General features: G+C 44.4%; 11 protein-coding genes and 1 pseudogene. 6 read left to right on the top strand and 6 right to left on the bottom strand.

What is annotated here, in order from left to right; genetic code table 11:
* The first annotated feature begins 65 nt into the window (after window positions 1–65).
* From RH949_RS10715 to RH949_RS10705, 3 genes are all read left to right on the top strand, one after another.
* Complete coding sequence (locus tag RH949_RS10715; protein WP_006104127.1) at window positions 66–1,604, top strand: sensor histidine kinase; 1,539 nt, start codon at window positions 66–68, stop codon at window positions 1,602–1,604.
* Between the two features lie 143 nt (window positions 1,605–1,747).
* Window positions 1,748–6,454, top strand: a complete 4,707-nt coding sequence (locus tag RH949_RS10710; RefSeq protein WP_446352995.1) for a PAS domain S-box protein — start codon at window positions 1,748–1,750, stop codon at window positions 6,452–6,454.
* 503 nt (window positions 6,455–6,957) lie between these two features.
* On the top strand, window positions 6,958–7,185 hold the full coding sequence (locus RH949_RS10705; RefSeq protein ID WP_006104191.1) for a hypothetical protein: 228 nt from the start codon (window positions 6,958–6,960) through the stop codon (window positions 7,183–7,185).
* A gap of 154 nt (window positions 7,186–7,339) precedes the next feature.
* On the opposite strand, the gene RH949_RS10700 is transcribed toward RH949_RS10705, so the two are convergent.
* On the bottom strand, window positions 7,340–8,539 hold the full coding sequence (locus tag RH949_RS10700; RefSeq protein ID WP_044209798.1) for a site-2 protease family protein: 1,200 nt from the start codon (window positions 8,537–8,539) through the stop codon (window positions 7,340–7,342).
* Window positions 8,540–8,681: 142 nt separating this feature from the next.
* Entirely contained in the window at window positions 8,682–8,960 is a 279-nt protein-coding gene (gene psaK, locus RH949_RS10695; RefSeq protein WP_006104148.1) for a photosystem I reaction center subunit PsaK, read from the bottom strand.
* 124 nt (window positions 8,961–9,084) lie between these two features.
* Here psaK and RH949_RS10690 point away from each other — a divergent pair, with 124 nt between their 5' ends.
* Window positions 9,085–9,714, top strand: coding sequence for a phosphoribosylanthranilate isomerase (locus RH949_RS10690; RefSeq protein ID WP_044209741.1), 630 nt, complete (start codon window positions 9,085–9,087; stop codon window positions 9,712–9,714).
* Here RH949_RS10690 and RH949_RS10685 read toward each other — a convergent pair.
* A complete protein-coding gene (locus RH949_RS10685; protein WP_446352992.1) occupies window positions 9,706–10,404 on the bottom strand; it encodes a pirin family protein in 699 nt (232 codons plus the stop codon). The genes RH949_RS10690 and RH949_RS10685 overlap by 9 nt on opposite strands.
* Window positions 10,405–10,689: 285 nt before the next feature.
* Here RH949_RS10685 and RH949_RS10680 point away from each other — a divergent pair, with 285 nt between their 5' ends.
* Window positions 10,690–11,031 carry a winged helix-turn-helix transcriptional regulator gene (locus RH949_RS10680; RefSeq protein WP_446352990.1) on the top strand — a complete coding sequence of 114 codons (342 nt, stop codon included), beginning with the start codon at window positions 10,690–10,692 and terminating at the stop codon, window positions 11,029–11,031.
* Window positions 11,032–11,214: 183 nt separating this feature from the next.
* Here the strand turns inward: RH949_RS10680 and RH949_RS10675 are convergent, their stop codons facing one another.
* The gene (locus RH949_RS10675) at window positions 11,215–11,928 is read right to left on the bottom strand and encodes a DUF4388 domain-containing protein (protein ID WP_446352988.1); all 714 of its coding nucleotides are present in this window, start codon (window positions 11,926–11,928) and stop codon (window positions 11,215–11,217) included.
* A 228-nt stretch (window positions 11,929–12,156) separates the two neighbouring features.
* Between RH949_RS10675 and RH949_RS10670 the strand changes: the two genes are divergently transcribed.
* Window positions 12,157–13,998 (top strand): AAA-like domain-containing protein, encoded by a 1,842-nt coding sequence (locus RH949_RS10670; protein ID WP_446352986.1) that lies wholly within the window; start codon window positions 12,157–12,159, stop codon window positions 13,996–13,998.
* 74 nt (window positions 13,999–14,072) lie between these two features.
* Here RH949_RS10670 and RH949_RS10665 read toward each other — a convergent pair whose 3' ends face one another.
* On the bottom strand, window positions 14,073–14,576 hold the full coding sequence (locus RH949_RS10665; RefSeq protein WP_446352985.1) for a hypothetical protein: 504 nt from the start codon (window positions 14,574–14,576) through the stop codon (window positions 14,073–14,075).
* Between the two features lie 774 nt (window positions 14,577–15,350).
* Window positions 15,351–15,539: pseudogene (locus tag RH949_RS10660) on the bottom strand (RNA-guided endonuclease InsQ/TnpB family protein); the annotation flags it as partial.

The raw sequence follows: 15,539 nt of genomic DNA, 5'->3' as shown, positions 1-15,539 counted from the left end.
GGTTTTGACCAATAACGAATGACCAATGACATAAGACCAATGACCAATGACCCCTTAATCCGTCCATGCATGAGATAGAAATTGCCGCTGAAAAATTTGGTGTTCTTGACCAAATGCCTTTGGGTGTCTGTATTCTCCGATCCGATTTCATTGTCTTATTCTGGAATCGTTGTTTGGAGGATTGGACACACCTATCGAGAGGTCAAGTTTTAGGTCACAAAATTAGTGACTATTTCGCTGATTTAAACCATCCCCGGTACGAAAAGCGGCTGAAGTCCATCTTTTCCGGGGGACCTCCGACCATTTTTTCCGCCCAACTTCATCCTCATTTTATTCCCGCCTATTTACCCGATGGACAACGGCGAATTCAGCGTACCACTGTCACCGCTATACCCGGCTTAACCGAAAAAGACTACTACGCCCTTTTATCCATTCAAGATGTTACTGAACTTAGTCAACAAGTTCAAGACTATCGAAAAATGCGCGATCGCGCTTTAGCAGAAGTCCAAGAACGACAACGCGCCGAAGCCGCTTTACGGTCTCAAGAAGAACAATTACAAGCGGTTTTTGATGCGGTTCCTGGTTTCGTCTCTTGGGTGAATTCGGATTTGCGATATCTGGGGGTTAATCGCCATCTTGCTGATACCTTTAACTTGACTCCCAATCATTTTATTGGTCAAGATGTTGGCTTTATGAAAGCGAGTCCCGGCTTTGCTGACTTTATGCGACAATTTATCGCCAGTCCCGAACCAGCGGCTAGTCAAGTGATTGAGGCTTACGTCAATGATACCACCCGGAGTTACTTAATTGTTGCTCAGAAATACCAACAAGGACGGGCAGCGGTTTCTGTGGGAATTGATATTACCGATCGCAAGCAAGCGGAAGAAGAGGTTCGCAAAGCTTTAGCTAAAGAAAAAGAACTCAGTGAACTCAAATCCCGTTTTGTTACTATGACCTCTCATGAGTTTCGCACACCCCTAACTACTATTTTAAGTTCGGCGGAATTACTGGAACATTATGGTCATAAATGGACACCGGATAAAAAACTCACCCATATCCATCGTATTCAAGGAACGGTTAAACATTTAGTCCAAGTTTTAGAAGATGTCACTCTGATTGGCAAAGCCGAAGCCGGAAAACTTCAGTTGCAGCCTGTCTCTCTGGATTTAGTTGAATTTTGCCACGGCTTGATTGAGGAGTTACAGTTGAGTTTAGGACAGCATCATTCTCTGGTCTTTACCCATCAATGCCCAAACCTTAATGTCTGCATGGATGAGAAGCTGTTGCGGCATATTCTGACGAATTTAATCTCGAATGCGATTAAGTATTCTCCCAATTGTGGAATCGTTACCTTGAACCTCGTCTGTCAGGATTCATCCGCCATCTTTCAAATTAAAGACCAAGGTATTGGGATTCCTTTAGCCGATCAAGAAAAACTCTTTGAGGCGTTTCATCGGGCGCAAAATGTGGGGAATATTTCGGGAACGGGATTGGGGTTAGCGATTGTTAAACGGGCGGTTGATTTACAAGGGGGTGAGATTACGGTAAACAGTCAAGTGGGAGAAGGAACCATGTTTACGGTTACATTGGCTTTATCGGTATAGATTGAATAATTTATTTATAAAATAATGAATTAGGAAGTGCGGGTTTTGCTGTTCAGTTATCGGTAAACAGGTGAATTTAGTCCCTAAACCCGCCCATACAATTGGTTAATTAATTGCCTACTCTATTGCATTTTCTAATAAACATGGTGTTATCATCTCACGTAAATTACCCTGAAAATAAAACCGCGATCGCGACTGAAATCCAAACAGCGGCGCATCAATTTCATGTCCTGGATCAAGTCCCTATAGGCAACTGTGTCCTGCGATCTGATTTAGTGGTTTTATATTGGAATCGCTGCTTGGAAAACTGGACGCATCTCTCCAAACAGCAAATCCTCGGTCAAAAAATTACCGATCATTTTCCCCACCTGAATCATCCCAAATATACCACCCGTCTCCAACAAATTTTCACTGGAGGACCACCCACTGTCTTTTCCTCCCAACTTCATGTCCACCTGATTCCTGCACCTTTAGCCGACGGATCATTACGGATTCAACATACCACCGTTACCGCCGTTCCTAGTGAAAAAGATGGCGAGTATTATGCTTTATTATCGATTCAAGATGTTACTGAACTCACTCAACAAGTTCATAACTATCGCACCATGAGAGATCGGGCGATCGCGGAAATTAAAGAACGCCAACGCACCGAAGAAGAATTAGCCGACTATCGTAACCATTTAGAAGAACTGGTTGAAGAACGAACCGCTGCACTCCAGACAGCTAATGAACAATTAAGCCTGAGTCAAGCTAATTATCGTAGTATCTTTGAAAATGCCGTTGAGGGCATATTTCAACGTACCCCTGATGGTATCTATATCAGTGTTAACCCAGCCTTTGCCCAGATACTTGGCTATGCTTCACCCAGCCATTTTTTAAACTCTATAAAAAATATTGAACAACAACTTTATGTTAATCCGGATGACCATAGACGTTTAACCAAATTAATCCAACAAAAAAAAGCCGTATCTAAATTTGAAATCCAGGTTTATCGCCAAGATGGACAGAAAATTTGGATTCGCAAAAATACCCGTGCCGTCATCGACCTATCGGAAAATATTCTCTATTATGAAGGCTCAATTGAAGACATTACCGAAAGTAAACTCGCTGAAGAACGACTGCGAGAAAGTGAAGAACGCTTTCGCCTGCTAGCCGACACCGCCCCCGTCTTAATCTGGTTAGCCGGAACCGATAGTCGCTGTTACTTTTTCAATAAAACCTGGTTAGAATTTACCGGACGCACCTTAGACAAAGAAATAGGTGATGGCTGGACAGACGGAGTTCATCCTGATGATTATCACTATTGTATCGAAACCTATTCCAACGCATTTAAAGCCCAAAAACGGTTTCGCATGGAATACCGTTTACGCCGACATGATGGCAACTATCGCTGGATTTTAGATACAGGCGTGCCTCGGTTTACATCCACTGGTCACTTTGCCGGATATACTGGTTCCTGTATTGATATTACCGATCGCAAGCAAGTCGAAGAACGACTGCGGGAGAGTGAAGAAAATTATCGTTCAGTGATTGAAAGCGTTAAAGAAGTCATTTTCCAAACCGATGCAACGGGGGTATGGACATTCTTAAATCCCGCGTGGACAGAGATTACTGGCTTTACCTTAGGCGAAAGCATTGGCACAAATTTCTTAGAGTATATTCATCCCGATGATCGCCAACGCAACGTAGAGTTATTTCAACCCTTACTGGAACGAAAAAAAGACTATTGCCAGCATGAAGTCAGATATCTGACCAAAGATGGCGGATATCGCTGGATTGAAGTTCATGCCCAATTAACCTTTGCCCCCGATAATACAATCACCGGAACCTCTGGCACACTCCGGGATATTACTCACTACAAATGGGCAGATGCACAACTCAAAGCCAGCGAACAAAAGCTTCGCCAGGTGATTGATTTAGTTCCCCATTTCATCTTTGCTAAAAATAAAGAAGGTCAGTTTATTTTAGTCAATCAAGCCGTCGCTGATACTTACGGAACTACCGTTGAAGCCTTACTGGATCAACCTGAAACAGAGGTTGCCCCATCAGTAGACGATGCCCATCAATATCGAGAAGCAGACTTGCACGTTATTACCAGTGGAGAAACTCTTTATATTCCCGAAGAAACGATTACCAATGCTAAAGGCGAGACTCGAATTCTGCAAACTACAAAAATACCCTTTTGTGTCGCTGACTCCGATGTTCCCGCCGTCTTAGGAGTATCCATTGATATTAGCGATCGCAAGCAAGCCGAGATCGCGCTTCAGCAACAATTAATGCGAACCGTTCTGCTAAAGCAAATCACCCAAGAAATTCGCCGCAGTTTAAACACCAAAGAAATCTTTCAAACCACCGCTACCCAAATTGGTCAGGCTTTTGGCGTCAATCGCTGTGTGATTCATACTTACCTGACGGAACCGACACCAGCCATTCCCTTTGTGGCAGAATATTTAGAAACAGGATATGAATCCATTCTCCAGTTAGAAGTTCCCATTCGGGGAAATTCTCATGTTCAACAGTTATTAAAACAAGACAAGGCAATCTCCTCACCAGATGTCTATGCCGATCCATTGTTGTTATGCTGTACCCAAATATGTTGTCAGATTGGATTAAAATCGATGCTGGCAATTCGCACCTCCTATCAAGGGGAACCGAATGGGATTATTGGCTTGCATCAGTGTGATTCCTATCGCCATTGGTCAAGTCATGAAATTGAGTTACTCGAAGCCGTTGCTGATCAAGTGGGGATTGCGATCGCCCAGGCGCATTTGTGGGAACAGGAAACTCGCCAACGTCAACAGTTAACCGAACAAAATGTAGCCTTAGAAAAAGCCCGACAAACCGCCGAAGCCGCCACCCAAGCCAAAAGTGAATTCTTGGCAACGATGAGTCATGAAATTCGCACACCGATGAATGCCGTGATTGGGATGACGGGGTTACTGCTGGATACTGAATTGACCTCAGATCAACGCTATTTTGCCGAAACGATTCGCAATAGTGGGGATGCCCTACTGACGATTATTAACGATATTCTGGATTTCTCAAAAATTGAATCGGGGAAAATGGAGTTAGAGGAACAACCCTTTGAACTCCGCACCTGCATTGAAGAAGCGCTGGATCTCCTCACCACCAAAGCCGCCGAGAAAAATCTAGAATTAGCCTATTTAATTGACTCCCAAACCCCCAACTGGATTGCCGGAGATGTGACGCGGTTGCGTCAAATTTTAGTGAATTTAATTAGTAATGCGGTTAAATTTACGCCAACTGGGGAGGTTTTGGTTTCCGTAACCGCCCAGATTTTGGCAGATGAGGAAGATAGGGGAGATCGCTATCAGTTACAATTTGCCGTAAAAGATACAGGAATTGGTATTCCCGTTGATCGGATTCATCGCCTGTTTAAATCCTTTAGCCAGGTTGATTCGTCCACCTCTCGCCAATATGGGGGAACAGGATTAGGATTAGCCATTTGTAAACGCCTGTGCGAAATGATGGGAGGTCAAATGTGGGTAGAAAGTGGCGGATCAGTCGCCGGAAATCCGCCTGCGGGATGGATAGCCACTGATAGCGGAGAAGAGAGTTCGGGAGGTTCAACCTTTTACTTCACAATTCTATCTGAATCAATCCCCGATTCAGCCGTAGTCGAACAACCCATCTGTGCCACTTACCTAGCCGGAAAACGGCTATTAATTGTCGATGATAATACGACAAACTGCCAAATTCTAATCCGACAAGCCCAGTCTTGGGGGATGGAATCACAAGCCACGGAATCGGGTCAAGAGGCGTTAGCATGGCTGTCTCAAGGTGAACAATATGATATTGCCATTCTGGATATGCAGATGCCAGGAATGGACGGGATTACCTTGGGGGAACAAATCCGTCACCAGTTTAAGGATAAAGAATTCCCCTTATTAATCTTATCGTCCATGGGTAAACCTGAGATTGCCTCTGGAGTCGTGGAAGCGAATTTTGCTGCCTTTTTAAGTAAGCCAATTAAGCAGTCGCAACTCTACAACCTGTTAACGCAAATCCTGAGTGGACAACCAACAAAAATCAAGCGATCGCCTGTAGGTTCACCCTCTCTTGATCCCACTTTGGCGCAACGGATACCCCTGCGAATCTTAGTGGCGGAAGACAACAAAGTCAATCAACAATTAGCCTTGCAGTTATTGCAGCGCATGGGATATCGCGCCGATGTCGCCGGGAATGGATTGGAAGTAATTGAAGCCCTGCGCCGTCAGCCTTATGATGTCGTATTCATGGATGTACAAATGCCAGAAATGGATGGTTTAGACGCCACCCGCCATATTTGCCAGCAATGGTTACCCGCAAACCGCCCGCGAATTATTGCCATGACAGCCAACGCTATGCAAGGCGATCGCGAAAAATGTTTGGAGGTAGGAATGGATGACTATATCAGCAAACCAATTCGCGTCAATGAATTAGTTCGGGTTCTGTCTCAGAGTCAGCCGACAGAGGAACCCCCAGAACCCGCACTCCAAACTGAGTCAGCCCTTGACCCCCAAGTCTTACAAACCTTTCACGACATGATGGGCGAGAGTGCGACGGAAATGCTGCGTCAATTAATTGATATTTATTTAGAAGATACCCCCGCCATGTTGGAAACGCTTAAAATAGCCCTGCAAGAGAATAATTTACCCACTTTGCAACACACGGCTCATACCTTAAAATCATCGAGTGCGGCATTAGGGGCGATTAAATTCTCCCAGCTTTGTCAAGACTTAGAAAATTTAAGCAAGTCTCAAGTTACAACAGGTTTATGTGAACTCGTTGCCCAAATTGAATCTGAGTATCAACGAGTCAAGCAAGAGGCGATGAATTATAAGTTATAACCCATTGTATTGGCGTGGCACACCTTATTTGATGAATTAGAATGGGAGAGCCGAAACCGTAGGGGCGCAAAGACTTGCGCCCGATTCAATGGTCTAATCTAATCCACAATTTTAGCTGTGTCAGTCCAGTATGTTATGGCATGACAGTGAAATAGATTGTAGGTTGGGTTGACGAAGATTTGAGCCTAGAACTAAAGTTCTGGCTAAAAGCTTAAACCCGTTAAAACGGGTTGAAAGACTGACCCAGTTGCATTATCCACAGAAGGGCGGGTTTTGTTGTTCATTTATTGGTGGATATCTGAATTTAGTGGCTAAACCCGCCCCTACAGTACAGACGTTCCATGGCACGTCTCTAAATGACTGTTAACTGGGGGTAATTAACCACTAATCTAACCACTCAGCCAATCGGCGTAGTTATATTAAGAAGTTTTACGGAAGTCTTGACTGGGGGATGTAGTCGATAATCAAAATAACCATCACAAGCTGTATTGAGGCACTGTTCGATGAATATACCGTCCCTGCTGATTCTGGCGATCGCTCTTGTCGCGGTTTACATTCATACCCATGTCGCAGAGGAATTAGTGCAAGTAGGGGCAACTATCATCGCGTTACTTTGTCTGGTGTTGAATCTGATTTTAGCGCCACTCGCGATAAAACTGCTCATTGTCGGGTCTATTTTACTCACAGCAAAACGGGCTTCATTAGCACTTTTTAATTCCCTGCTCCAGTAAACAGTAGAAATGGAACGGGAAAAGATAAGATGTCCTCTGTCTTCTAGTGCAAGAAGGCAGAAATAACTGAACAGCTAATATCTCCCCCAGCTCCCCCAGCTCCCCCAGCTCCCCCAGCTTCCGAAGCTGCTCAAGTATTTCCAAGGGCGATGCACTAGGACGTTGTAGCTTTAGCGATCGCAGACAACTTTAACCAGGATGGATAACTCCCCTCTGCCTTAATCTGCTGGATTTGCTCCTGGGAAATCGGTAAATTGAGACGCCCTGCTACCGCCTGGACAATATCGCCTCGGTCAATAACACCCGCGATCGCGCCTGCGGGAGAAAGTACGGTTAGATGCTTTAGCTGACAAGTTTCCAGAGTATTAATTACGTCTATTAACGGAGTTTTCTCCTCAACTGTGGCAATTTCCGATAACGGGTGAACCAGACTCTCCAGGGACTCCATTTCCCAGCGACTGCGTTCGATTGTTTGTAAATCTTGAATCTTAACTAAACCGCGATAACGTCCCTCCGACGCGGCATAATACGGCTTATTCGTCTGAATATCTGCCAGAATGTACTCATCCGCAAAAGACCGTAAGCTCATGGTGGCATCCAGGACACGAAAATCGCGGGTCATGGCGTCGGAAGCTTGAAGCTGAAGTAAGGCTTCTTGTAAGATGGTCAGGCGATCATAAGCATTGGCATTGCGATACACAAAAGAGCCGATCAACGCCAACCACAGGATTGTCCATACTCCAGTTAACAAAGTCAGTCCTACGGATACCGCGATCGCTAAAGAGCCAATCACTTTACCCCCCTGTGCTGCCCAACGTACCCCTTGCAAGCGATTCCCCGTCAGCTTCCAGATTGCCGCTTTGAGAACTTGTCCACCATCGAGGGGTAATCCAGGGATTAAATTAAACAGGGTTAATACAAGATTAATCCGTGCCAGATCCGCCGCCACCACATATCCCAGATTGTCCGTAGGCAGTACCTGAGTTAACCCATAGAATAGACCAAACAGGCAGAGGCTAACCCCAGGACCTGCGATCGCGACTTGGAACGCATCACCGGGAGTCTGAGATTCACGGTCAATCGACGCCACGCCGCCAAAGATAAACAGAGTAATCGAATTGACTTTAATTCCCTGCGATCGCGCCACTAAACTATGCCCTAGTTCATGCAATAACACCGAAGCAAACAATAATAGCGCCATCACCAACCCCAGACTCCAGGCGGAAATTGACTGAAAACTCGGATCGAAATTCCCCGCCTTGAGTAAGGTCACCAAGGCTAAGATAAAAAACCACGACGGGTCAATAAAGAAAGGTATTCCGAATAATGAGCCAATTCGCCAATTTGACTGTATCAAGGTTTTTGCTTCCTATGACGTTTACCTGGACTAGGGGTAATTGACAGTATTCGTATTCTACGATATCAGCTTTTAGATCCCCAGCTTCTTCAAGAAGTCGGGGATCTCAGAAGGGAAGAAGGGATCTCGAAATCCCGACTTAGAGTGCCCCGGCGTTACTCAGTCCCAAGATCACACCAGCGCCAACCAGGTGTCCCAAGCTAGCCGTTGCCAACAGTTCGGTCACACCGAAACGCTTGAAAATGGCGGGTTTTGGCAGGGGTAAATCCGGTCCCACACCCGGATTTTGAATCGCGTAGTACCCTGCAACCAGTACCACCAAGTTGCAGATAATCATCACTAGCCCCACAGTGGGAGTCCAGCTAGGGGTTGAGGGTACAAACGATTGCACCGCCGCGAATAAGGTTGTGTTAAGCATTGTATATTCTCCTGGTCTTGATAAACAGATACAAGTGAAAAAATAATAAAGAATTATCGGGATAAAATTCATAAAATGTTGTAATATTTAACAATTTAACGAAAAAACAAGAATGGGGCTATCGATGCGGGTTAAAATTTGTGGCATTACCAAACCAGAACAAGGACAAGCGATCGCGCAAAAGGGTGCAACCGCCCTGGGATTCGTATGTGTAGCAGCTTCCCCCCGGTACGTCACCCCCAATCAAATCGGATTGATCCTAGACTCATTGACGATATCGATGGATACTATCGGCGTATTTGCCAACGCTTCCGTTGAAGACATCTGCGCCACGGTTACCCAAGCCAAATTGAACGGCATTCAACTTCATGGAAATGAATCCCCCGAATTTTGCAGCCAATTGCGGCAATTTCTGCCTGAGATTGAATTGATCAAAGCGTTGAGGGTGAAAACGCCGGAAGATTTACAGGTAGCCGATCGCTATGTCAGTTGTGTCGATACCTTGTTACTCGATGCTTATCATCCCCAAATGCTAGGGGGTACGGGTAAGACACTCGACTGGGAAAAGCTAGCTGAATTTAATCCCCCTTTGCCGTGGTTTCTGGCTGGCGGCTTAACCCCAGAGAACATTGGCGAAGCGTTGAAACGATTGCACCCCAATGGGATTGATCTATCCAGTGGCGTTGAGCGATCGCCGGGGGATAAAGATTTGGATAAAGTGGCTTTACTATTCCAACAGTTCAGATTATGCTAAATCGAAGAGTAAAATTTCAGTATCGGTTGTCGCCGCTATTGTCACATCCGTTTCCTCACTCAAAGCTGCACCATCACCTGACTCTAAGGCTAACCCGTTCACCGTAATCGTACCTCGCGCTACCTGTAGCCAGCCATAGCGTTGAGGTGGGAAAGAATGAGTGATGCGATCGCGCTTTGTCAAGACGGCTGCATATACGTTTACATCTTGATGAATCGTCAGGGAGTTTTCTCTGCCATCACCTGAAGCAATTAAATGAAATTGTCCAGGATTCTTGGCGATGCCAAAGTTATTCTGTTCATAGCTAGGATTATGTCCATTTTTATCGGGCAAAATCCAAATCTGCAACAAGTGAACCGATGCCGTTTGTGAATGATTAAATTCACTATGACGAATCCCTGTTCCCGCACTCATCCGTTGTACATCACCGGGATAAATCACGGAACCATTCCCCATATTATCTTTATGTTCTAGCGCCCCATCTAAAACATAAGTAATAATTTCCATGTCCCGATGTCCGTGAGTACCAAATCCTGCACCGGGGCTAACCCGATCCTGATTAATAACCCGCAGGCTACGAAATCCCATCGCGTTTGGATCATAATAGTTTGCAAATGAAAAGGTGTGATAGGTGTCTAACCAACCGTAATTAGCATGTCCTCTGTCTTGAGATTTGCGAAGTTTAATCATTTGTCATTCGTCCTTTTTCCTTTGTTATCCCTATAACCATCGGACTGGGTTAGGTATTCCCAGGAAGCATCCCAACAAAATATAGGGCTAAAGCCCTTACTACGAACCCAAGCTAATCTATCAAATTAGGTGTGCCACGCCGCCATCGTGTGTTAGCGTAGCGTAACGCACCTTAACCAATATATATGGTGTGGCTGCGTAAGTCCTGATAGTTCAACTATAAAACCCATACCACTATTATGGGAAGTATGCACTTGAAAGTAAGCTAGTTACCAAAACGATACTATGGCAACCAAACGCGCCGAGAGTGAACGCGCCAATTGTCCTGTAGAACGTACATTAGAGGTTATTGGCGGTCGATGGAAAGTCTTGATTCTGCGGGAATTATTGGCAGGGGTGAAGCGTTTTGGTCAGTTACATCGGGCTTTACATGGTATTACCCAGAAAATGCTGACGCAACAGTTACGAGAACTGGAAGCGGATGGTATTGTTCATCGGGAGGTTTATCTGCAAGTTCCGCCAAAGGTTGAGTATTCTTTAACACCATTAGGTGAGAGTCTTCAACCGATTCTTGAAGCGATGCATGAATGGGGGATAAAACATTTGGATTGGGATGATCAAAAATAAAATATAGCCGGAAAATAAATTTCCGCGTCAAAGCTAAAGTAGTTTAATTCAATTGAATATCACCTAGATTAGCTTAAGCCTTGAACTCAAGTTCTGGCTAAAAGCTATAACACGTTAAAACGGGTTCTAAGATTTAATCAAGGCGAGCGTTTATAGCGCTAAAGCGCTTACTACGAGCGGGGCTTAAGGAATGGCTTCAGCTAACCCCATGCTAATCAACCTAAAGGCAATGTGTTGAACCTGTTCTACCGGAAACTTGAGATTTTTGGCAATGGTATAAAGCGATACAGCGTCTTTACTATACTGCCAAATTTGCCATTCTAATGTATCTAGTCGATAGGAAGGATAACCCGCAATTTTACGGAGTAAATTCTGATTTGGATCTGGTAATTTACCCGCCAAATTATCCCAATGGGCTAAAACGCGCAATCCCATTAAGGTGGCTTCTGTCGCCGGAATACTTAACCCGGTCATTTCTTGAGTAGGAATTACCGCCAAGGAATCAAATCGAAAAGAACCATCTTGCAGTTGAAAAAGCACAGACAATTGCTGCAACAGTTGAATTTGAAACAGTTGTTCTAAATTTAAGCGCGTTAAAACACCTTGTTGTTTGAAACAGACGCCTAATGGTTGATTGACAGGACAACACCATTGAACCAGTTTAGTTAACACGCGATCGCTAACTAATTTACATTTCCCAATCAGGGAGATTAAACCTTGCCCATCTCGCCGATTCGCTGCCGCGACAATGTGACCCTGTTTAACCCATAAGTAGTAAGTTCCGGTAGCTGGTGCCAAAGCCCGAACTGTCAACAGTCCTGTTCTTTTGCCCTTTTCAATTAACTGAAAAATCTCTGGTAATGATACGTCGCTTAAAGTACCGATAATGCCCATCATTATAATTACTAAGGTATTTGCCCTATCAACTTGTTTCTTGCAGTTTGCCGTTAGTCCCAAAATAATACAACGCAAGATCACAAGTTAAGTTCACAACTTAACCACTGACTGGGTGATGTTGATGGCAAAGTTGGCTGGTTCAGGCAAAGCGTTCACCGTTTTTTCACGGTTTTAGTTTAGAATGAACAATTTGAACAAATTCTGGCTCTTAACCGAATCTTAATCTGAATGTCACCAAAACATCAGCCTACCAAGCGTCAACGGGGAGTTCTTCTTTCCGTTCAAGGTTGGCAGCGCCTAAAAGCCGCGCAGCGCAAGTTAGCCTTTCAAGATAATCGGGGAAAACCCTACACCCTGGAACAATTAAGCGAACGTACCCATTTAAGTCCAAACACCCTGATCAAGGTACGACGGCGGACAATACCTGTCGATCGCAAAACGTTGATGTCCTATTTCAGCGCCTTTGATCTGACGCTTAATCCTAATGATTATACCAAAGCAGACAGCAAATTATCTGATTATGAGCAAGTTCCACTCAAAAGTCCAGTACCTCTCAATTCTCCCTTTTATATCGAACGTCTACCCATTGAATCCCTGTGTCACGAAACTCTTATAAAACCAGGAAGTTCCATCCAAATTGTTGCCCCCAAGCAAATGGGTAAAACCTCTCTGATGACGCGAATCTTGCAGCAGGCTAGGGCGGAAGGCTTTTATACAATCCTTTTAAACCTGCAACTGGCAGAGTCTTCGATAGTCTGTGATTTAAATCGATTCCTGCAATGGTTCTGTGCGGTAGTGACACGGGGCTTAGATTTACCGCATCAAGTGCCAACCTATTGGGATGATATCTATGGCGGAAATGCTAACAGTACGTATTATTTTGAAACTTATCTCTTACCGAAACTTGATAATCCTTTGGTTTTAGCCTTAGACAACGCTGATCTACTGTTGAACTATCCAGAGATTGCTCAAGAATTTTTTAGGTTACTGCAAAGCTGGGGTGAAAAAGCTAGCTATGGGGATAGGTGTAGCCAGATGTGGCAAAACTTGCGCCTCGTGATTGCGAATTCAACTGAAATTTACGCCATGTCTGGGGTAAATTCCATTGAGTTTACAGCAGAATTATCGATTCAGTTACCTGAATTAACCGGGGAACAAGTCCAAGATTTAGTGATTCGCCATGGATTCAATTGGCAACCGCAACAGGTCAAGCAATTGTATCAGTTTTTAGGGGGTCATCCTTATCTGATTCAGCTAACTTTAAATGCGATTAAAACAGAAAATATTTCCATTGATCAATTCTTAGCAACCGTTACCGCAGAAGCAGACATTTATCGGGAGCATTTGCACCAGTGCTTATGGCATCTCCACCATGATTCAGGACTCATGAATGCTTTGATTCAAGTGGTCAATTCATCAACCCCTGTAGAATTCGAGCCAATTCTTACCCGTCGCTTGCAGAATCTGGGACTGGTGCAGGTAGACCAAGGCAAGGTTAGGCTGCGGTGTCAATTGTATCACCAATATTTTCGCGATCGCCTCAAACCCCTAAGCTTAAAGTTCCCCCCCGAAACCCGCCAAGCTAGCATGGTGGTGATTGAGGGCGTCAACTTAACCGCTAACCTGCTGGCTCATCCGGAATCGACGTTTAATCAACTCTATAAAGACCTGCAATTGTTTGTCCAGCTTGCTCAAGAATTTGACGGGAAAATTATCAAATCTATTGACCAAGGAATGTTAATTGTGTTTCCCAGTGCCCTACAGGCGGTTAACTTTGCCCAAGAGATTCAATTAACACTTCAATCCGCCGTTCAACGGGACTCAAATTCAGAACTCTGTTATCGGATTGGCATTCACTGGGAAGATGTTATTTTTTGTTACACGGGCGTAAGTGGACCCGGCGTCAAAATTGTCCACCATCTTACCGCAGAAGCCCCTCCTGGCGGTATTTGTATATCTCATAGCGTTTATGAGGCGATCGCGAACCATTTACCCCAGCCACCGCAACCGATGGGACAGTGGCAATTTGAGGACAGTGAACAACCAATTGTCCTTTACCAACTAAAATAAGCATTTTGGTAGCGCCAAAACCCTTGATATACCGTAGGCATTGCCCACCAGCCTTAATATTACTGTTCATTGAGTCAAACCCCTACGGGTTTCCTCGTCTGGGGTTTCTGTTGAGTCGGTGACATTCGCGATCGACGAACTATACCAATTGTTTTTGGCAAAACCCCAACTAACTGAGCAATCACCTCATCTGAGAGTTCATCAATAAGCTGGGCGTCGAAATATTTATAGAGTAAACTCAATAAGATTTTGGCACGGTGTAGTGGTACATAAGTTGTCATGGCATGTTGAGTGAACAAAATCCAGCGCTGCCGTAATTGATACGCTTTCTGGCGTTCGTACCGCGATTCAGGATACACTAACGAAAGCGTACCAATGGGAATCACTCGCGTGCAATCTACATCGAAAAGTCCACCAACGGCAGCACCAGAACCCGCCAGTTCTGCATGATGACGGTGTATTATGATTAATGCATTACCACGAGTACTATTCACCCTGAGGAGTTGTCCTGTCTGTAACTGACTCAGGATTTCAGTGGGTTGAATAATGGGTTTGCGGATTAGGGCTAGCTCTGTCATGACACCTCACAAAAACCGGGTTATTATCTCTGATGATTAGGGGTAGATAGTTAAGGAATAATATTTTGTTGAAATTGTAACGCTGTTAACCAGAGCAGACATTGAACCTACTCGATTTTGCCTCCAAAGCGACAAATTACACTTTAGAAATTAATTGGCATTTAATCTTTATTCAACAGATATAGTAGTAGACTGTTGATGTTACTAAGCGCCTGTGGATTTAAACGACCTACCCAGATTTGAGTAAAGGGATACAGAGAACAGGCAATAGTTAATTTAAATGTATCTTAGCCGAGCATTCCCCCACACTATCAGAGAAAATGACTTCAAAAACACTGTAATTTTAGATCAGGATTAATGGTAAATGACGAGAAATTACTGATAGTAGTATTGAGAATAAAATTAACTTTTTCATAAAGCTAATTTGGCTTAGTTTGAGCGTTCTCCGATATTTACCCAGATTGTCATTTTGATTGATTTGAATGAGTATAACGACCTATTTATTATTTTAAGCCACACTTCACTAAAGAATTGGGAAATTTCTGAATTCTCATGTAAAGAGTTGATGAAGAAGGCAGGAGGGGAGCAGGGGAGCAGGGGGAGCAGGGGAAGCAGGGGAAGCAGGGGGAGCAGGGGAGACAAAATTTCTATAACCCATTAACCTATTGCATATTCCACACCGAGCGAAGTCGAGGTGTTGCCTATTGCCTATTGCCGAGCGCGTAGCGCTATAACCAATAACGAAATTCAACAGCAATAAACTACCCAGACCTGCTAAGAGCTGAGGTCTGGGTTTTTAGTAGCCCTAAAGTCATCGAATAAGCTAAGCTGAACATACTTAATAGTTCGGCTTAGCTTGCACGATAACCCCGTGCCTCCAGGCTGGTTTATAGACAGCCCCACAAGTGCAATATTATTGGCTCCATTAAAGTCGGCATCTCCATGCCAACCACAATGCCCACA

Origin of the sequence: Coleofasciculus sp. A1-SPW-01 (assembly GCF_040217205.1) — a bacterium.
Lineage (GTDB): Bacteria > Cyanobacteriota > Cyanobacteriia > Cyanobacteriales > Coleofasciculaceae > Coleofasciculus > Coleofasciculus chthonoplastes_A.
Note: the sequence above shows the minus strand (reverse complement) of the source record. Positions and strands in the feature narration are given on the sequence as shown.